The following is an 18,605-nucleotide window of genomic DNA, read 5'->3' as shown; positions in this document are numbered from 1 at the left end:
ACGGCGAATGAGCGGCGTGTATACCTGTAGAGCATCCCAGCTGCCCAAAAAGCTGGTCCACCTGCGGCGCTTCCTTTAGATGATTCCGTCCATTTTCATGCCGCAGGCTGTCGAGAAGCTGGGTGCCCCACCCCTATGCAGGGCACCCAGCTGCCCATCATCGCTGCAGATGAATCACTTTTCTACAAACACTCTCGGGATTCTCTTCAGGTCGCAGGTGATTTCGTGGGGAATGGTGCCGGCGGTCTTAGCCACTTCGTCTAGGGTGATTTCCCCATCTCCCTGTTTGCCCATGAGGATGACTTCGTCTCCCGGTTTTACGGTGTCATCTACAGCCACCATGAACTGGTCCATGCAGATGCGGCCGATGATGGGGCACCGTTTGCCTCCGATGAGGACGGCTCCCTTATTGGAAAGGCAGCGGGGATAGCCGTCGGCGTAGCCGATGGGGACGGTGGCGGTCTTCATGTCCCTGTCTGCCACGAAGGTACCGCCGTAGCCGATGGCTTCGCCCTTATGGAGGGTCTGTACGTGGGTGACGTGGCTCACGATGCGCATGACGTACTGGAGGTCCAGTTTGTTTTCCATTTCGTCAGAGGGCTGGGGTCCATAGATGATGATGCCCGGACGGGCCAGGTTGTGCCAGCTTCTGGGAATATCAATGACACCGGCGCTGTTGGCGGAGGAAATGACGAATTTGTCGTCCACCGGCATTTTGGCGATGGCTTCATCGAAGCGGTCCAGCTGTTTCAAGGCTGCGGACTTGTCTTTGCAGTCGGCAGTGGCCATGTGGGTCCAGGTGCCATGGAGGTGCAGGTGGGGATAGTGGGACAGCTTTTCCAGGAACGCCGGCACGTCTTCAGGATGGGTGCCGATACGGTTCATGCCCGTATCGATAGGCATCATGACTTCTACGGTCTTTCCGGCGCCTTTGGCGATGTCTTCGAAGGCATCCAGGTCCACGGTGTCATCCACCGGCAGGGTGAGGTCGTATTTTACGCCCATGAGCATGTCTTCCGGCAGCGGAAGGCCCAGGACGTACATGGGGCAGGTAAATCCGGCTCTCCGGAGTTCGGCGCCCTCTTCTACTCTTGCCACGGCGGCAGCGGTGTATCCTTCTTCCATGGCAATGCGGAGTGTTTCCACGACGCCATGGCCATAGGCATTGGCTTTCACCACGGCCAGTACGTTCACCTCTTTCGGCAGGTGCTGGCGGATCACTCTCAGATTGTGACGAAGTGCATTCAGATTGATTTCCATGTAAGAAACTGGCATAACAAATTCTCCCTCCAATAAAAAAGGCACCCCGGCAGAGGGGCACGGGATTTCCCGTCCCCGAAGCCGCAGTGCTTCCTTTTTCTTGTGAAATTGTGGATACTCTTATAATAATCCAACCGAGGGAAAAAGGAAAGGGGAAATGAAAAATTAGGAATTAGGAATCAGGAATGAGGAATGGTGGTATGGATGAAATCGAGGCCGAGTTCGAGATCGAGGACATACGCCTGCGGCGCCGGGCAGGCTGGCGGTGCGTGCGAACGAGCGGGGCCTTGAGCCTTCAGCTGCACAGGCCCTGCGGACCGGGTCCCATCAGTTCCCATAAGCTAACCTCAGCCCCGTGGGCAGCTCCTTCCCGAGGAAGGAGCCTCGTGCTGTGTCAATTTCACGTTATTTGTGCAGAGTCTTTAGGATTCCATCGTCGGCGAAGCCGCGGATCGTTAGCCTCCTTCCTTGGGAAGGAGGTGGCTGCGAAGCAGACGGAGGTTAGCTGTCGGGTGCGCCGCAGGCTGACCGACATTTCAAGCTGCTGGAAGCTAACAGCTAAATGCCCCCGCATGTGTAGCCGCACACTTATCCATTTGTCACTTGGCCCGCAGGGCCTGGCAGCTCAAGGCTGAAGGCTCAAGGCCCCACCCGTGCGCATGCCGCTGCCTCCCCTATTCGTCTCTCAGGAACTGTTCGAATACGTAGTTGCCCAGGGCGGCGCCGTGGAAGGTGAAGAAGAGGCGGCGGTTTTCTTCTTTCAGGAGGTGCTGTTTTTCCAGCATGGTGATTTTATCGCCGTACCAGTAGCGGATGTCTTCTCCGTAGCGGCGGGCGAAGTCGTCCAGGGGGATGCCTTCTTTCATGCGGAGGTGGAGGAAGCAGTACTCCTCCATTTCATCCTTTTCTGTGAGGTTTTCCACTTCCATGGGCGGCGGGTTTCCGGTGAGCAGTTCTTTTTCGTAGAGCCGGACGCCGGGGCTTACTTCGAACCGCTGTCTTCCGATGCGGGAGGCGGCGGCGGGGCCGAGGCCCAGGTAGTCTTTGAGCTCCCAGTACTTCCGGTTGTGCCGGCTGCGGAAGCCTTTCCGGGCAAAGCTCGAGATTTCGTACCGTTCGAAGCCGTAGTGCGGAAGGATCCGGCACATGTCCCGGTACATGAGCCAGCTGTCGTTTTCCGTGGGCCTCGGGAGTGCGCCCCGGTCTGCCAGCTGCTTGAACCGCGTCCCCTCTTCCAGGATAAGGCTGTACACGGAGACGTGGGTAATGGGAAGGTGCACCGCCCAGAGGAGGGATTTCCGGAAATCCTCCACGGTCTGCCCCGGCAGTTCGTACATGAGGTCGATGCTCATGTTGTGAAATCCGGCTTTATAGGCCCTTTTTACCGCCTTTTCCGCGTCCGACGCGCTGTGGAGGCGGCCGATGGCTCGAAGGAGACGGTCGTCGTGGCTCTGGACACCGATGGAAATGCGGTTGATGCCCAGGGCCTTTGCGTTTTCCAGATAGGACTCCGTCATGTCGCAGGGGTTCATTTCCATGGTAATTTCGGCGGTGTCGGAAATGTGGAAATGTTGCCTTACCCCTTCCATGACCCGTTCCAGCTGGTCTTCGGTGAGGGAGGACGGTGTGCCGCCGCCCAGGTAGAGGGTGTCGCAGGTCCTTTCGGCAAAGGCGGGGCTTCTCATTTCCATTTCCTTCCGGAGGGCTTCCACGAAGCGGTCATCCGGCTGCCGTCCAATCGAATAGAAGCCGCAGTAATCACAGCGGCTTCTACAGAAGGGTATATGAATGTATAATCCCAGGTCAGTCATCTTTCAGGACCGCCATAAACGCTTCCTGGGGGATTTCCACGCTGCCCACCTGCTTCATGCGCTTCTTCCCTTCTTTCTGCTTTTCCAGGAGTTTCTTCTTACGGGTCACGTCGCCGCCATAGCACTTGGCCAGCACGTCCTTCTTGTAGGCCTTGATGGTTTCCCGGGCGATGATCTTGCTGCCGATGGCCGCCTGGATGGGCACTTCGAACTGCTGCCTCGGGATGATGTCCTTCAGCTTCAGCGCCAGGGCCCGGCCCCGGGCGGGGGCATTGCTCCGGTGGACGATGATGGACAGGGCATCCACCAGGTCCCCGTTCAGGAGGATATCCAGCTTCACGGCGTCCGTCTTCTGGTAGCCGTCGACCTGGTAGTCCAGGGAGGCGTAGCCCTTGGTGCAGGATTTCAGCTTATCAAAGAAATCGAAGATGATTTCCGAAAGGGGCACGTGGTAGGTGAGGTCCACCCGCGTCTCATCGAGGTATTCCATATTTTCAAAGACCCCCCGGCGGTTCTGGACCAGTTCCATCACGTTCCCCACCATGGTGGAGGGGACGAGGATGCTCACTTTGGCCACCGGTTCTTCGATGTGCTCGATCTTCGTCATAGGCGGCAGTTCCGCCGGATTGTCCACGGGCACCATGGTGCCGTCGGTTTTGTATACATGGTAAATGACGGAGGGCGCCGTGGTGATGAGCTTCAGGTGGTACTCCCGTTCCAGCCGTTCCTGGACCACGTCCATGTGGAGGAGTCCCAGGAAACCGCAGCGGAAACCGAATCCCAGGGCCTGGGAGGTTTCGGGCTGGAATTCCAGGGCCGCATCGTTGAGCTGCAGCTTTTCCAGGGCTTCCTTCAGGTTGTCATAGTCCTTGCTGTCGATGGGGTACATGCCGCAGAACACCATGGGCAGGGCCTTCCGGTATCCCGGCAGGGCTTCGGCGGCGCCGTTTTCAGCGGTGGTGATGGTATCCCCCACTTCGCAGTCCTGGACGTTTTTGATGCTGGCGGCCACGTAGCCCACGGAGCCGCAGGTGAGGACGTCGGTGGGCTTCGGGAGCGGCGAGAAATAGCCCACTTCCGTCACCGTATACACCTTGCCGGAAGCCATCATGCGGATGTTCATGCCCGGCCTGATTTCCCCGTCCATCACCCGGACATAGGCAATGGCCCCTTTATAGGAATCGAAAATGGAATCGAAAATGAGGCAGCGCAGGGGCTTCTTCGAATTATCCGGAGGCGGCGGTACCTGCTCCACGATGCGCTTCAGCACTTCCTCCACGTTCTGGCCGGTTTTGGCGGAAACGGGGATGGCATCGGACATGTCGAGGCCGATGATATTTTCCACTTCCTTCTTCACCCGGTCAATGTCGGCGCTGGGAAGGTCGATCTTATTGATGACCGGAATGATTTCCAGGTCGTGGTCCAAAGCCAGGTACACGTTGGCCAGGGTCTGGGCCTGGACCCCCTGGGTGGCGTCGATGATGAGAATGGCCCCTTCGCAGGCGGAAAGGCTCCGGGACACTTCGTAATTGAAGTCCACATGCCCTGGGGTGTCGATGAGGTTCAGCTCGTAGGTGTCGCCGTCCTCGTACTTGTACATGAGCCGCACCGACTGCTCCTTGATGGTGATGCCCCTCTCCCGCTCCAGGTCCATGGTGTCCAGGATCTGGGCTTCCATGTCCCTTTTCTTCACGGTACCGGTGAGCTCAATGAGCCGGTCTGCCAGGGTGGATTTCCCATGGTCAATGTGGGCGATAATTGAAAAGTTTCTGATATGTTCTGTATCCATAGGTGCTCCTGTATATAATGCAAAATTTTCATCTGCTCTATTGTACTATAAGAGGGAAAGAAGCGTAAAGGGAAATGGGACTGAGGCTGAGACTGAGATCGAGATTGAGATCGAGGAGAATTAATGAGGAATTAGGAATTAGGAATGGTGGTGGCGGCGCACAAATTGGGAAGCGCCGCATTTTGATACACCCCCTGCAGCGGAGCTGCGGTTAACAGTACCCCTGGAATGTCTGCGCCAGCAGACAGAGGGATTCTGATGGATTTTCTCACTTTCTGTTTTACCTCCATCCCCTGCTTTGCAGGTCCCGCCTCTCTGAGGCGGATCCATCCCCCGCCCTTTGGGCTGCCCCCTTCTCCAAGGGGGCACGGTTTATGTGGGTAGAGTCACTTGAATGTATGGGCCATCATGCGGCGGAGCCGCTGTAGACCTAGACCTAGATCTAGATCTAGACCTAGACCTGGGCCTGTCCTCTACTCCCCTTTCTTCCCTATAATCCCCGGCGCCGCTATGGCAAGGAGGACCATGATGATGCCTATGGCCTGGAGCCAGTCGAAGCGGACGTTGAAGAGGAAGAGGGAGGCGATGACGGACACCGCCGGTTCTACGGTGGCGGTGACGGAGGCCTGGGATTCGCTGAGGTAGTGGAGGCCGGCGTTGTAGCAGGTGAAGGCCACCACGGTGCCGCAGACGACGATCCAGATGGAGTCGAAGAGGACGTCCCTGGCAAAGAAGCCGGAAAAGTCGGTGACCGGGTCCACCAGCCACGCCGCTATGGCGCCGGTGAACATGCCGATGGTGAGAATGAAGGAGTTGTCCAGGATGCCCATGAGGTGTTTCGGATACACCGCGCAGACAGCGAAGAAGAAGGCGGATACCAGGCCCAGGTATACGCAGTCCGCCGGTACGGCGATTTTATGGATATCGCCGCCGGTGACGAGTAGGAAGACGCCGGCAATAGCAAGAATCACTGCCGTGAGCTCCCCTTTCCCGGGAAACCGGCGATGCCGGAGGGACACCCAGATGATAACGATGGCGGGGCAGGTGTACTGGATCACCGTGGCGGCGGCGGCATTGCCGGCGGCGATGGAGGCGAAGTAGGTGTAATGCATGAGCATGAGCCCCACGATGCCGTAGAAAATAAGGCCCAGCCAGAGGACGGGCCTTTTCTTCATTTCCCGGATGGCCGGTTTCCATTGACCCCGGATGTTGCAGACGCAGAACATGATGAACCCGGCGGAGAACATACGGAATACCGTGAGGTCCATGGAGTCCAGCGCGCTTTTTCGGAAGAAGTCCTGGGCCGCCAGGCCGCAGCCGGCCCACATGGTGCCGGCAATCAATACCATGAGCACTGCAAACGCTTTCATGGACTCCCCTTCTTTCCGGATTTCTGAAAACACAAAAACCCGCCTCTTCGGCGGGTTATGAATTCTGGTGGGACTATTTGGATTCGAACCAAAGACCTCTTCGATGTCAACGAAGCGCTCTGACCAACTGAGCTATAACCCCGAATGTTAATGCAATTATATCATGGGATGGAGAATTTATGCAAGAGCATTGTGATGGAAGGTATGCCATACGTATAAATGGGGCTAAGGGTTGTGGGCCTTCCGCCGCTTCGCTGGCCCGGCCGGGTGGTGGCTGCCTGCCAAGGCTGACGCCTTGGCGCAGCGGGGGCATAAGGTGCAAAGGCCGCCTTCGGCGGCAGATTCACCTTACGACCCTGGCGCGAAGCGCCCACAACCCGGTGAACGAGCGAAGCGATGTTCACCCACCACCTTTAGCCCCATTCATCCGTTCCGCTGTCACACTCAATACTCAAACGAGAACAGCGACATCTGCTCTTCTTCCGGCAGGTCTTTCAGGATGCCCATGTCGTCCATGGTATCGATGATAGACTGGCTTACTTTGCCCCGTTTCTTCAGGTCTTCCTTGGAGGTGAAGCGGTGCTCGTCCCTTGCTTTTACGATTTCCTTGGCCACCGCGTCTCCCAGGGCGGGGATGCAGTTGAAGGGAGGGCGGAGTTTCCCGTCTTCCATCTTGAATTCGGAGGCGTCGGACTTCTCAAGACTGATGGGCAGGAATTCCAGGCCCCGGAGGTACATTTCCGCCGCCACTTCGATGACCGTGGCGTTGCCCTTTTCCACGGCCGTGGGGTGTTCCAGGGAGGCGATGCGGGCCAGTTCCTGTTTCTGGGACTCCAGGCCCCGGAGGATCACCGGCGCATTGAAGGAGCCTTCGGCGCGGATGGTGAAGTAGGCGGCGTAGTAGGCCAGGGGCTGGTACACCTTGAACCAGGCGATGCGGAAGGCCATCATAACGTAGGCCACGGCGTGGGCCCTCGGAAAGAGGTAGCCAATCTTGAGGCAGGAATCGATGAACCATTGGGGAATGTGGGCGGCGTCCAGCTCCGCCCGGTTGTTGGAGCCGTTCTTTTCCAGGCCCTTCCCTTTACGGACGTTTTCCATGACCTTGAAGGCAGTGAGGGGCTTCACCCCGTGGTGGATGAGGTAGTTCATCACGTCGTCTCGGGTGGAAATGGCGTCTTCCAGTTTTACGGTGCCGTTCTTGATGAGGTCCTGGGCGTTATTTAGCCACACATCGGTGCCGTGGGAAAAACCGGAAATTCGTACAAGCTCGGAAAAGTTCTTCGGCCTCGTATCTTCCAGCATGCCCCGAACGAAGGGGGTGCCGTATTCCGGGAGCCCCAGGGCCCCTACGGTAACCCCCTTGTTTCCGATGACCGATGCCAGCTGCTGGGGGGTAATGCCCAGGGCTTCGGTGGAGGAAAAGAGGGACAGGGTCTTCTTGTCGTCGAAGGGAATGGTCATGGGGTCGATGCCGGTGATGTCCTGGAGCATGCGGATCACCTTCGGATCATCGTGGCCCAGAATATCCAGTTTCAGCATACGGCCGGAAATGGAGTGGTAATCGAAGTGGGTGGTGATGGTGCCGGGAATCTGGTTTCCCTCTTCGTCTTTCAGGTATTTCTTGTTCGCCGCGTACTGGAGGGGCGTGAAATTGTGGATGTCCATATCCCTCGGGCATACCATGATGCCCGCCGGGTGCTGGCCGGTGGTCCGTTTCACGCCTGCCACACCGGCAGACAGTTTTTCTATGAAAATATCATTGAACGAGAGGCCCCGGTTTTCGGCGTATTTTTTCACGAAACCGTAGGCCGTCTTGTCCTGGATGCCGGCGATGGTACCGGCCCGGAATACGTTGTCCCGGCCGAAGAGTTCTTCGGTGTACTTGTGGGCCACGCCCTGGTCGTCGCCGGAGGAGAAATTGAGGTCGATATCAGGGACCTTGTCCCCGTCGAAGCCCAGGAATACGGCGAACGGAATGTTGTGGCCGTTCTTATGGAGCGGGGTGCCGCATTTCGGACATTTCTTGTCGGGCAGGTCGAAGCCGCCGCCTACGGAGCCGTCGGTGAAGAACTGGGTCCAGTGGCACTTGGGGCACACGTAATGGGGCGGCAGCGGATTTACTTCCGTAATGCCGGACATGGTGGCAACGAAGGAGGAGCCTACGGATCCTCGGGAACCTACGAGGTAGCCCCGGTCGTTGGAGTGCTTCACCAGCTTATGGGCGATGTAGTACAGTACGCCGTAGCCGTGCTTGATGATCGGCGTCAGTTCCAGGGTGAGCCGGTCCTCCACGATTTTCGGCAGAGGGTCCCCGTAAATGGCGTGGGCATTGTCGTAGCACATTTTCACCAGCTTGTCATCGGCGCCGGCGATTTTCGGGTTGTAGGACTTCCATTCTTCCGCCAGAGGCTTCAGCACTTCGCACTGCTCTGCGATTTTCCTGGTATTGGTAATGACGATTTCGATGGCCTTTTCCTTGGGGAGGTAGGAAAATTCATCCAGCATTTCCTGGGTGGTGCGGATGTAGACGGGGGGATGGGATTCGATTTTCCCCGGCTTTTCCCAGTTGGAAAGGAGGATGTCCCGGTTCCGCTGGTCTTCGGCAAACATGTAGTGGGCGTCGGAGGTAGCACAGACCGGACGTCCCGCCTTTTCCCCGATTTCTATGACCTTCCGGTTCAGGTCCTCCAGGTCCTTTTTCGAATTCACATTTCCGAACTTGTCTTCGTTGATGAGGAATTCATTGTTTCCCAGGGGCTGCACTTCCAGGTAATCGTAGAACTTCGCCTTTTTGATCAGTTCTTCGTCGCTTTCCCCCTTCAGCACGGCCCGGAAAAATTCGCCCATCACGCAGGCGGAGCCGTAAATGAGGCCTTCATGGAATTCTTCCAGTATGGGCTTCGGGATAAGGGGCCGCTTCCGGTAGTACTTCAGGTGGGACAGGGTCACCATGCGGTAGAGGTTGCGCAGGCCGGTGATGTTCTTCGCCAGGATGATGATGTGGTTGTACTGCTGCCGGTCGGTGTCCGGGTTCTCCGGGATCTTGTCGATCATGTACCCTTCCATGCCGTAAATGACCTTCTGGTGGTATTTCTCCGCCAGGTCCTGGATTTTCGGAAAGGCCTGGATGACCCCATGGTCCGTGATGGCCACGGCGGGATGGTGCCACTTGGCAGCGGTCTTGATGATTTCTTCGTTATCGATAAGGCCGTCGAGGCTCATCTTCGTATGGAGATGGAGCTCCACCCTTGGCGTAGGATAATTGTCTTCGTGGTCGATGACCTGGGCTTCCCCCTTCTCCATCTGCTGGATTTCCAGGGTGAGGCCGTTCGTATACTTGTCGAACCGCACGTTCCCCCGCACTTTCACCACGGTGCCGGGCTTCAGGGACTCCACCGCCGATGCTTCTTCGGGCTTGTCGAAAAATTTCTTGCAGGCAATGCCGTTCGTCTCATCGGCCAGGCTCATGATGAAGAGCTTCTTCTTGCTCCGGAGTTCCCGGACCTCCGCATTGATGACGGTGCCCGTGAAGATGACGCCATCTGCCTCGTCGGTGATGGTCCTGATGTCCACGGGGTCCCCGGAAATATGTTTCCTGCCGATGAAAATGCCATTCGTGGGGCCGCCCTTTTTCGCCTTGCCCGAAGGGGAGGCGGTGAAGGCGCTCTTGGGGAGCACGCTGGAAAGGGATGGCAGGATATCGGGCATGTCCATTTCCGGCGCCTCCGGCAGCGGCGGCTCTTCCGGCCGGGACGCCGCCTGCTCTATGGAATCCAGGGAGGGCAGGGAAATATTGTCGGGCGGGAGGGCATAGTTTTCCATGGGCTCCTCATCGGGCAGGGGAATCTCTTCCCCGCCGAAGCCGGCATAGGACGCCGGCGCTTCCGGTGCTTTCGGTGCGGAAGCCAGGGGCACTCCCTGGGGTTGTCCCTGGTTCATGGCGATTTTGGAGAACACTTCGTCCGTCACGTCGTCCCCATTGATATAGATGGTCTCAATGGAAAGGATTTCTTTCCCCATATCCTGGAGGGCTTTGATGGCGGCTTCTTTGTGGTCCGCTTTGATGTACCAGGCCCGGCATTCTGTGTCCACCTCCATGATGGGGATGGCGGAATTCCGATTCCGTGACTGCAGACGGTATTTTCCCATGGTTTACTCCTTTATAAATGAAAATGATTGACGTCCCGTACGTGTTATATGGGGCTAAGGGTTGTAGGTCGGGCGCTGCTTCGCTGGCCCGACCGGGTTGTGGCTGGATGTCGCTGCGCTCATCCAGCGGGGGCGTAAGGAGCAATAGCCGCCTTTGGCGGCTGAATCACCTTATGCCCCCGGTGCGAAGCACCTGCAACCCGGTCAGCAAGCGAAGCGATGCTGACCCACCACCTTTAGCCCCATACACCATTTGGACCTTATGCTATTTACTCTTTCGGCACATCGTCCGGGTTCTTATAGGTGACCACCGTGTCTACGGCTTCGTAGTCGGACTCGAAGAGGTCGTGGTAGACCCGGCCGTCGGCCCATTTGACGCTCTGTTTGATGGTGACATTTCTTCCTTCATGGCCTTCGTCCACCTTTTTGTCTTCCTTCTGGGCGGGGTCCACTTTATTCACCGTCTTGAAGGGCAGGGTGTCGTCCTTTGTCTTGGAAAGATCCACGTAGGACGGTTTATCTTCCCTATTGCCCAGGATGAAGACGGTGACAGAGCCCGGTGCGTATTCGGTATAGATATAAATGCCGTGTTTCAGGTGGTTCCGGAAGCGGAAATCGATGATTCCTTCGGCCACCGTGGCGTCACGGCCTATGGGGACGTAGGATACCGGCGAGAAATGGCTGGTACGCTGGGTCACTTCCAGGCCCGAGAGGAGCACCGCATTGAAAAGGGTGGAGCTCACCTGGCATACACCGCCGCCGCTGCCGGGCTCCAGTTTCCCATTGATAATGACCGGCGCCTCTTTATACCCATTGGCGGCGGACCGGGAGCCGGTGGTGCCATTGTAGGAGAAATCGGCTCCGGGCTTCAGGTAGGTACCGCTGATCTTCTCGGCGGCCAGGGAAATATTGCTGCTCCGGTTCCGGTCGGGACCGAAGTGGGTGGTGTATTTCCCCAGGATGCTGTTGATTTCTTTCGCATCGGCGGCGGACATATTCGGCTTTTTCTCATCCGACGCCGGGATGTCCAGGGTCTTTCCCTCCCCCGCTGCCAGGGTTTCCCGGACGTCCTCTTTCAGGGCGTCTCCATCCACCTTGAGGTACGGCCGCCCTTCGGTGAAGGTGATGGAGCCGTCGTTATGGAAACGGGGATAGGCATTCTGCGCCGGTTTCCCGTACTTCGCCACGAGGGCGGCCACTTTGCCGTCCACCGCCTTCTCGTCAAAGGCCGCCTCCACATGGGCTGCTTTGCCGGAGAGGAGGGCCTTCCACCGCTCTTCCCACCGGTTCAGGAGGCTGCCGGTGCGGCCGATGGCCATGGCTTCGTCTACGCTCTTTTCATCGTAGTGGACGCCCAGTTCCTGGAATGTCCACGTTTCATGGGCCGTATCCTTCGCAAGTTCCAGTTTCTCCCCCGCCAGGTCTCCGTTTTTCTGCCGGAAGAGTTCCGTCAGTTCCGCCCGCGTCTTCCCGCCGGCGGCGATCCCGTTCACCCAGACCCCGGGGATGACGGCGTCCCCTTTGACCCAAATAAAAGGAGCCCCTGCTCCCACCACTATGACAGCCAGTGAGAGCATGGCCGCTATCCGTTTTACCCTGAGCTTCAATGACGATTCCTTCGTTTCATACAATATTTCAAAAGCAGGTCCTTCAGTTCCATTTCCGAGGCCCCCTGCCGCGTCTTCATCTGGTATTTAAAAATTTCGAGGAGGAACCATTCCGCTTCCTCTTCGCTCACCTTCCGGGCTTCGTTCTTCATATTCCGCCACATCCAGGAGGACCGGACGCCGAGGACCTTCTGGATATCCTTCTCGGGGATCCGGTTTCTTTCCATTTCATGGAGAATCTTGATTTTCCTGAATTTCGACGACAGGAAACCGAGATTTTTAATGGTGGTGGGAATATCGGTGAATACCCGGTCCGCGCTGGAAAGGACCACATCCGCCTTCCTGTCCAGCAGGGCATCGGTGAATTTGAAAATTCCCTGGTTCATATAGTCCGGCAGGGCGATTTCCAGAAGCTTCTGTGTCACCGTGTCCCGGCTGCCGCACATCAGCACAATTTTATCACATTCCGTCTGGAGAAGGGGGGCGGAAATCTCATTCCACGAAGAAAGGACGGTCTCCAGGTACTCCCGGGCCCCGTAGTCCACCCGCTTCCCCTGGTCCGCCAGCATGCGGATCAGGGTGCCTGCGGCGTCCCGGGGATTCAGGAGGCTGATTTCCTCGCTGTAACAGAGGGACAGGAGACCCTTCACGAATTTCGTCCTCTTGTCCGGCTTCCCTTCCAGCAGGATGATCACCAGGGTCTCCGGAGGAAGGCCCTTCAGGAGCTCCAGGAATTCGGCCTGCTTCTTTTCTTCCTTTTCCGAGTGCACCGCCCGCTTCAGCATGGGCGGATTTTTGATGACCACCGCCGTGTCCGTGCTGAAGAGGGACTGCCCTTCCAGGGCGTTCCGGTACTCCTCATAGGTGCCGCTGCCGTCGAAGACGGTAGTATCCGGCTCCCGACCCCGGAAATAGGCCCGGATGAGCCCATCCTTTCGAATATTGGCGGAAACGCTGTCATCGCCGTAGAGGAAACAGCAGTTATTCTTCTTCATTGTGCCGGATGTCATAAATCATGTCCTTCCAGTTTCCATTCCCTGCGAAACGAAGCAGCCTGCATGCCCTTTTCATACACATTGGCTGCGGGATACTGTTCCGCCTCAAACAAATCCACATCTTCCCAGGAGGAGGCGAGGCGGCTGCCTCCATAAATAATGGCTTCTCCCCGGACCCGCCGGATTTCCTCGGCCGGGATGCCCATGCTGTTCTTCCGGTTCCCCGCCACCCACAGAGTGTGCTCCGGAAACGAGGGCAGGGAGAGCCCTTTCCTGCCGGAGAAATAAACCGCCCTCTCCCCTTCGGACAGAAGAAAGCTGCTGCCATTGGTGAGGGCTTTGAGGTTTCCCATGGTGAGACGGGCGGATTTCACATTTCTCAAGGTGCCCCTGAAATCCTTCAGCACCTGGGGCGCCTTTTTCTCCACCGGTCCCCCGGCCACCCAGATTTCCCGGACCGGGATGGAAAGGGACAGGGGGATAGGCTCCTTCACCTCTTCCAGGTTCAGGATGAGCAGGTCCGCCTCCGTAAGGCCCACGTAGCCCAGGAGGGAATTCCATTCCCAGTTCGACGTGTGGGAAGGAATGCTGCCGCCCCGGTAGTAAAGAATCCTGCGGCCCCCGGAAAGTAAGATGGCTCCCTGGTCCGGCCCCAGTTCCGGCGCATAGAGCCGGGCCTCAGGGGCAAAGAGGAACAGTACCAGGCATCCCAGGGCCAGCAGGCACCAGCAGCCTCCCGCTGCCAGACGGCGCCGGGGCATGGGGAAAATATGGTCTTTGAAATAAAGAATCCCGACGGTGCTGTAGTAAAGAAGGATTCCATGACCCTCATGGCTCCTGTCCGAAGGGAGGCTCCGGGGAGAGAGGAAAGGGTCTGGTTCAGGCGGATGGAAAACCACAGAAGATAATCGGCGAGCTGCAGGATCCCGCCGGCCAGGGGCAGGAAAACAAAGGACAGCACCGCTGCCAGAAGTCCTGCGATAATCACCCACTCCAATACCGGCGTCACGAAAAGGTTGGCGGGGATGAAATAGAGGGGAAAACTATGGAAATCATAAAGCACCAAAGGAATGGTGAGCACCTGGGCCGCCGTGGAAAGGGCGATGCCCTCGCCGATCCAGTGGGGCAGATGCGAAAAACGGCTGAAAAAGTGGGACAGGGGCCGGTAGAAAATGAGGATTCCCGCCGAAGCACCAACAGAAAGCTGGAAACTTACATCATAAAGGTAGAAGGGATCCCACAGCAGCATCCCTGTCACCGCGGCCCCCAAGAGGTTCAGGGACGATTTCTCCCGGTCCAGGAAGACTCCTCCCACCGATAAAATCCCCATGGCCGCCGCCCGGATCACCGGAGGCACCAGGCCGGAGAGGAACGAATAAAAAAGAACCAAGAGAATGGAGGCAGAAATGACCACCTTTTCCGGCAGGTGTATCCATTTCCCCAGAAAATAGAGAAATCCGAAGAGCAGGGCCACATGGGACCCTGATACTGACAGAATATGAATAATACCGGTCGAGGAGAATGACGTCATGATGGACTGCGGAATATCTCCGTAATTGCCCCCGAAGAGCAATGTTCCCAGAATGTGCAGCCGCACCGAATCCATGTAGGGAGAGAAGGCATGGGAAATCCGATTTCTCATATCTTCCGCCCACCGCTGGATGCGGAAAGCGCCGCTGTCCCCGGAAAAATGGAGGGTCTCTCCCTTTTCCGGATAAATCCGCCCCAGGAGCCGCTGGCTCCGGTACCGGCCTTCCAGGTCGATTTTCCCGGGATTCTTATAAATACGGACCGCCGTCATCTTTCCGGCAGCCGAAATCCGGTCCCCCGCCCGATAGAGCTTTTTCGGATCCGTTTCATAGATATAGGCGGTGCCGGAGATGGTCTTTTCCCCACCGTCATCATAGCGCAGGGTTTCCAGTTCCACCGCATACCGGGCATAGGGCTCTCCTTCCCGGTTTACCGTGGGAGATTCCCTCACAATGCCTGTCCACCGTCCGCTGCTGCCTACGGCCCAGGAAGACTGCCGGCTCCAGGCTTCATCGGACAGGGCCATCCGCCCCATACCGCAGGCCACAAGGAAGAGGACCGCCCCCAGGAGAAGCAGTTCCTTTTTCCCTCTCTTCCACAGGAGGAGAGGAAAAAAGGCCCCCAGCCCCGGAATGAGCCATATCCGGTGCATCCAAAAGGAAGGCATCCCATCGTAAAGGATGATTCCCAGCGCCAGGCACAGGGCACTCCAGAGAAGAGGGGTTCTTGTGTTCATAGGGTAATCTTATCCGCCAGTTTTTTAAATTTTCCATCGCTGATGGAGGGAACATGCTTCAGGTCTTCCAGCTGGCTGAACTGCCCATGTTCTTCCCGGTAGGTAATGATTTTCTCCGCTGTCACCTTCCCTACTCCCGGCAGGGTTTCCAGCTCCTTCTGGCCGGCGGTATTGATATTGACCAGGCCCTTCGCGCTCCGATCACTCTGGTAGGGATCCAGGGGAACATAAATCTTCATGCTCTCCGTCACGGGCTCCGCCATGTTCACGGCATTCATATCCGCATAGGGCAGTACATCCCCTGCTGCTTTGACGGCGTCATAGAAATGGCTGCCCTCCGGAATCTCATAGACCCCGGGATTTTTTACAGCCCCCACCACATAGACAAGAATCTTACCGGAATGGTCACCACCGGTTTGCACTGTCTCTACAAGCGCCGGCGGCACTTCCTCCCGGCGGAGGGAAAAGGGATCCAATACAAAAAGAGACAAACCCAAAAGCAGGAATGCGATGCAAAGGCAGAGAAGTTTCACCCTTCTCCTGTTTCCATCTGTTTCCATAGGCCTGTCCCCCTGTTGATTACACGATAGAAGAAACCGTCCTTGTTACTGTTCTTTTAAAAGGTCTCCCTTATTTCTTGCTGCTGTCCTGGGACTGCTGCTGTTCCTGCTGCTGGCGGGCAGCGGCGGAATTGGAATCGATCAGGCTCTGGCGGTTCTTTTTCAGGCTGTCCAGCACGTTTTCCATGTTCGTTTCCACGTACTTCAGCACGTCGGTGGCGTAGGTGACGGAGCTGGTCCGCAGTTCATCGGCGGACTTGTTGGCGGAAGAAATGACTTCATTCGCCCGTTCCTGGGCCTGCTTCACCAGTTCGCTCTCTTCGGTGATCCGGGCGATATAGTCCTTCGCCTGGGCCACGGTGTCTTCTGCCTTCTTTTCAGCGTCCAGCATGATCCGTTCCTTGTCGGCCACGATGCGCCGTGCGCTTTCCAGTTCATTCGGCAGGGACTGGTTGATGGCATCGATGAGCCGTTCCACTTCATCCTTATCCACCATTTTCTTATTGGTGAAAGGAACCTCGCTGGCATTATTAATTACATTTTCCAATTCTTCAAGAAGTTTTCTAGTATCCATAACAGGCAGCCTCATTTCTCCATAGATTTTATCTTCTTCTCGATCATTTCCTGTACAAAGGGCGGCACCATCTGGGTCACATCCCCATTGAAATGGGCCAGTTCCCGGACGCCGGTAGAAGAAAGATAAGAATAGCGGCCGTCCGTCATAAAGAATGCGGTTTCCAGGGTGGGATCGATCTTTTTCAGCATCAATGCCCGCTGGAATTCATATTCAAAGTCACTGAAAGCCCGCAGTCCGCGGATCAGGAGGTGGCAGTGCTTCTTCGCTGCGTATTCATTCAGGAGTCCGTCGAAGGCGTCCACTTCCACATTGGGAATGTCCTTCGTCGCTTCCTTCAGCATGGCCACCCGTTCCTCCGTGGAAAACATGTAATGTTTCGTGGGATTCAGGAAAGCCGCCACAATGAGCTTATCCACCAGGCAGGCGCTTCTTTTGATAATATCCAGATGACCATAGGTGACCGGGTCAAAGCTGCCCGGACAGATTGCTAATTTCATTCCATACACTCCTGTTTACCTGCAGAGCAGGTAGCTTACTACAATGGCTCCCAGTTTTTTCTCTTTCCACAGGGTACACTGCTCCTGGAAACGAGATAAATCCGGAGATTCTGATACAGAGTGCTCCGCGATGATCACCGCTTCCTTCGCCGGAAGGCCCAGGGCGAAGACCATGGCAAGCACTTCATTGATATATCCCTTTCGGTAGGGAGGATCCATAAAAATATAGTCGAACTGCTGTCCCTGTAAAGAACGAAGGGACGAAGATACATCCCCTTTCAGGATTTTCATCCTGTCCGCCATGTGGCAGCGGGAGCCATTCTCCCGGATGATGGGGCCCGTCACCTTGTCGATGAAGACAGCTTCCGCCGCCCCCCGGGACAGGGCTTCCAGCCCCATGGCACCGGTACCGGCGAAGATGTCCAGCACCTTCGTCTCCAGGATGCCCACATTGGCCAGTACATTGAAGACGCTTTCCCGCACCCGTCCCAGGGTAGGTCTCGTATTCTTCCCATTGGGAGAGACGAGGACGGTTCCTTTCGCGCTTCCACCAATAATATTCATAGATAACTCCTTACGGTGTGACTGAAATCACACTTGATTTCATTATAGCATAAATAGAAAAAACAGGGGGAAAGGAAAGTGAAAAATCCTGTCATAGGAAATAAAAAGAAGAGGCGCCGGAGAGGGCTTCCTCTTCTTTTATATATTTTATTACATCATCACATAGGATAGGTTTCGGATTCCGCTTTCTTGGCACGGGTCATGAGGATTTCCAGGGCTTCCCGGGCGTTGTGGTCGCCTTTGATGAGGTGGCACACTTCTTCGGTGATGGGCATGTCGATGTGCTCTCTCAGGGCAATCTCATGGACCAGGCGGGCGGTGCGGATGCCTTCCACCACCATGTTTGTGCTCTTTTGGATGTCGTCGGCGGTCATGCCTTTGGCCATCATCATGCCGGCGCGGTGGTTGCGGCTGTGGATGCTGGTGCAGGTGCAGACAAGGTCCCCCATGCCGGAGAGGCCGAAGAAGGTGGTCATTTTCGCGCCGAAGTGGACGCCGAACCGGGTCATTTCCACGAGGCCCCGGGTCATGAGGGCAGCCCGGCAGTTGTCGCCGAGGCCGATGCCGTCCAGGACGCCGCAGGCCAGGGCCATAATGTTCTTCAGGGCGCCGCCGTACTCTACGCCCCGGATGTCGTCACTCCGGTAGACCCGGAAGACGGGGCTCATGTAGAGGTCCTGGACCATCTGGACAGCATTCGGCACTTCGGAGGCCGCCACGGTGGCGCAGGGAAGGCCGATGCCCACTTCTTCGGCGTGGTTCGGTCCGGAGAGGGCGACGATGTTCTTCGTGATGGAAGAGATTTCTTTCGTAATGCCTTCGGAGAGGCGGTGGCCTTCGTTATCTGCGAGGCCCTTGGAGGCGCAGACCACGATGGCGTCTTTCGTGAGCCAGGGGGCGATGCGGGCGGCCATTTCCTGGACCACCTGGGAGGGGGTGCAGATGATGACGCAGCCTGCTCCCCTGACCGCTTCTTCCAGGTCGCTGGTGATGCGGACTACTTCAGGGATCCGGGCGCCGGGGAGGTATTCTTCATTCACCCGGGTGGTCCTTATTTTATCGGCGGTAGCCGGTTTCCGGCAGTACATGATGAGGTCATCATGCCGGTGCACCAAGAACACGATTTGACAAGCTAGCGAAAATAGACAGTTCGCCTT

At 56.8% G+C, this 18,605-nt stretch carries 13 protein-coding genes, 1 tRNA gene and 1 pseudogene; all 15 read right to left on the bottom strand.

Annotated elements, in window-relative coordinates:
* Window positions 1-174: 174 nt before the first annotated feature.
* Window positions 175-1,275 carry an alanine racemase gene (gene alr / locus QZR21_RS01560; protein WP_296973383.1) on the bottom strand — a complete coding sequence of 367 codons (1,101 nt, stop codon included), beginning with the start codon at window positions 1,273-1,275 and terminating at the stop codon, window positions 175-177.
* Window positions 1,276-1,934: 659 nt separating this feature from the next.
* Window positions 1,935-3,071 (bottom strand): radical SAM family heme chaperone HemW, encoded by a 1,137-nt coding sequence (gene hemW, locus QZR21_RS01555; RefSeq protein WP_296973380.1) that lies wholly within the window; start codon window positions 3,069-3,071, stop codon window positions 1,935-1,937.
* The gene (lepA, locus tag QZR21_RS01550; protein ID WP_296973378.1) at window positions 3,064-4,860 is read right to left on the bottom strand and encodes a translation elongation factor 4; all 1,797 of its coding nucleotides are present in this window, start codon (window positions 4,858-4,860) and stop codon (window positions 3,064-3,066) included. The genes hemW and lepA overlap by 8 nt, the downstream gene beginning before the upstream one ends.
* Window positions 4,861-5,333: 473 nt before the next feature.
* Window positions 5,334-6,263, bottom strand: coding sequence for a DMT family transporter (locus QZR21_RS01545; RefSeq protein WP_296973376.1), 930 nt, complete (start codon window positions 6,261-6,263; stop codon window positions 5,334-5,336).
* Window positions 6,264-6,295: 32 nt separating this feature from the next.
* Window positions 6,296-6,372: transfer RNA gene (locus tag QZR21_RS01540), tRNA-Val, on the bottom strand.
* 302 nt (window positions 6,373-6,674) lie between these two features.
* On the bottom strand, window positions 6,675-10,382 hold the full coding sequence (locus QZR21_RS01535) for a PolC-type DNA polymerase III (RefSeq protein WP_296973374.1): 3,708 nt from the start codon (window positions 10,380-10,382) through the stop codon (window positions 6,675-6,677).
* A 269-nt stretch (window positions 10,383-10,651) separates the two neighbouring features.
* A complete protein-coding gene (locus tag QZR21_RS01530; RefSeq protein WP_296973372.1) occupies window positions 10,652-11,989 on the bottom strand; it encodes a VanW family protein in 1,338 nt (445 codons plus the stop codon).
* Window positions 11,986-12,999: a DNA polymerase III subunit delta gene (gene holA, locus QZR21_RS01525; protein ID WP_296973367.1), complete on the bottom strand. Its 1,014-nt coding sequence runs from the start codon at window positions 12,997-12,999 to the stop codon at window positions 11,986-11,988. Before holA ends, QZR21_RS01530 begins: the two co-directional genes overlap by 4 nt.
* Window positions 12,996-13,523, bottom strand: coding sequence for a hypothetical protein (locus QZR21_RS01520; RefSeq protein WP_296973364.1), 528 nt, complete (start codon window positions 13,521-13,523; stop codon window positions 12,996-12,998). Before QZR21_RS01520 ends, holA begins: the two co-directional genes overlap by 4 nt.
* Complete coding sequence (locus QZR21_RS01515) at window positions 13,490-15,250, bottom strand: ComEC/Rec2 family competence protein (protein ID WP_296973361.1); 1,761 nt, start codon at window positions 15,248-15,250, stop codon at window positions 13,490-13,492. Before QZR21_RS01515 ends, QZR21_RS01520 begins: the two co-directional genes overlap by 34 nt.
* A complete protein-coding gene (locus QZR21_RS01510; protein ID WP_296973357.1) occupies window positions 15,247-15,810 on the bottom strand; it encodes a ComEA family DNA-binding protein in 564 nt (187 codons plus the stop codon). Before QZR21_RS01510 ends, QZR21_RS01515 begins: the two co-directional genes overlap by 4 nt.
* Window positions 15,811-15,880: 70 nt before the next feature.
* A complete protein-coding gene (locus QZR21_RS01505; protein ID WP_296973356.1) occupies window positions 15,881-16,384 on the bottom strand; it encodes an ATPase in 504 nt (167 codons plus the stop codon).
* Window positions 16,385-16,395: 11 nt separating this feature from the next.
* The gene (gene coaD, locus QZR21_RS01500; protein ID WP_296973354.1) at window positions 16,396-16,884 is read right to left on the bottom strand and encodes a pantetheine-phosphate adenylyltransferase; all 489 of its coding nucleotides are present in this window, start codon (window positions 16,882-16,884) and stop codon (window positions 16,396-16,398) included.
* Between the two features lie 15 nt (window positions 16,885-16,899).
* Window positions 16,900-17,451 (bottom strand): annotated as a pseudogene (rsmD, locus tag QZR21_RS01495) (16S rRNA (guanine(966)-N(2))-methyltransferase RsmD); the annotation flags it as partial.
* 155 nt (window positions 17,452-17,606) lie between these two features.
* Window positions 17,607-18,560, bottom strand: coding sequence for an NAD(P)H-dependent glycerol-3-phosphate dehydrogenase (locus QZR21_RS01490; protein WP_296973412.1), 954 nt, complete (start codon window positions 18,558-18,560; stop codon window positions 17,607-17,609).
* Window positions 18,561-18,605 lie beyond the last annotated feature (45 nt).

The sequence above is a fragment of the uncultured Dialister sp. genome (assembly GCF_900541605.1).
Classification (GTDB): Bacteria; Bacillota; Negativicutes; order Veillonellales; family Dialisteraceae; genus Dialister.
This window is presented reverse-complemented; position numbering and strand designations above follow the sequence as displayed.

Excerpts from the sequence above, each read along its gene's own strand:
- QZR21_RS01505 (WP_296973356.1), bottom strand. The coding sequence starts at position 16,384 with ATGGATACTAGAAAACTTCTTGAAGAATTGGAAAATGTAATTAATAAT.
- QZR21_RS01535 (WP_296973374.1), bottom strand. The coding sequence starts at position 10,382 with ATGGGAAAATACCGTCTGCAGTCACGGAATCGGAATTCCGCCATCCCC.
- QZR21_RS01510 (WP_296973357.1), bottom strand. The coding sequence starts at position 15,810 with ATGGAAACAGATGGAAACAGGAGAAGGGTGAAACTTCTCTGCCTTTGC.
- holA (WP_296973367.1), bottom strand. The coding sequence starts at position 12,999 with ATGACATCCGGCACAATGAAGAAGAATAACTGCTGTTTCCTCTACGGC.
- QZR21_RS01515 (WP_296973361.1), bottom strand. The coding sequence starts at position 15,250 with ATGAACACAAGAACCCCTCTTCTCTGGAGTGCCCTGTGCCTGGCGCTG.
- lepA (WP_296973378.1), bottom strand. The coding sequence starts at position 4,860 with ATGGATACAGAACATATCAGAAACTTTTCAATTATCGCCCACATTGAC.
- coaD (WP_296973354.1), bottom strand. The coding sequence starts at position 16,884 with ATGAAATTAGCAATCTGTCCGGGCAGCTTTGACCCGGTCACCTATGGT.
- hemW (WP_296973380.1), bottom strand. The coding sequence starts at position 3,071 with ATGACTGACCTGGGATTATACATTCATATACCCTTCTGTAGAAGCCGC.
- alr (WP_296973383.1), bottom strand. The coding sequence starts at position 1,275 with ATGCCAGTTTCTTACATGGAAATCAATCTGAATGCACTTCGTCACAAT.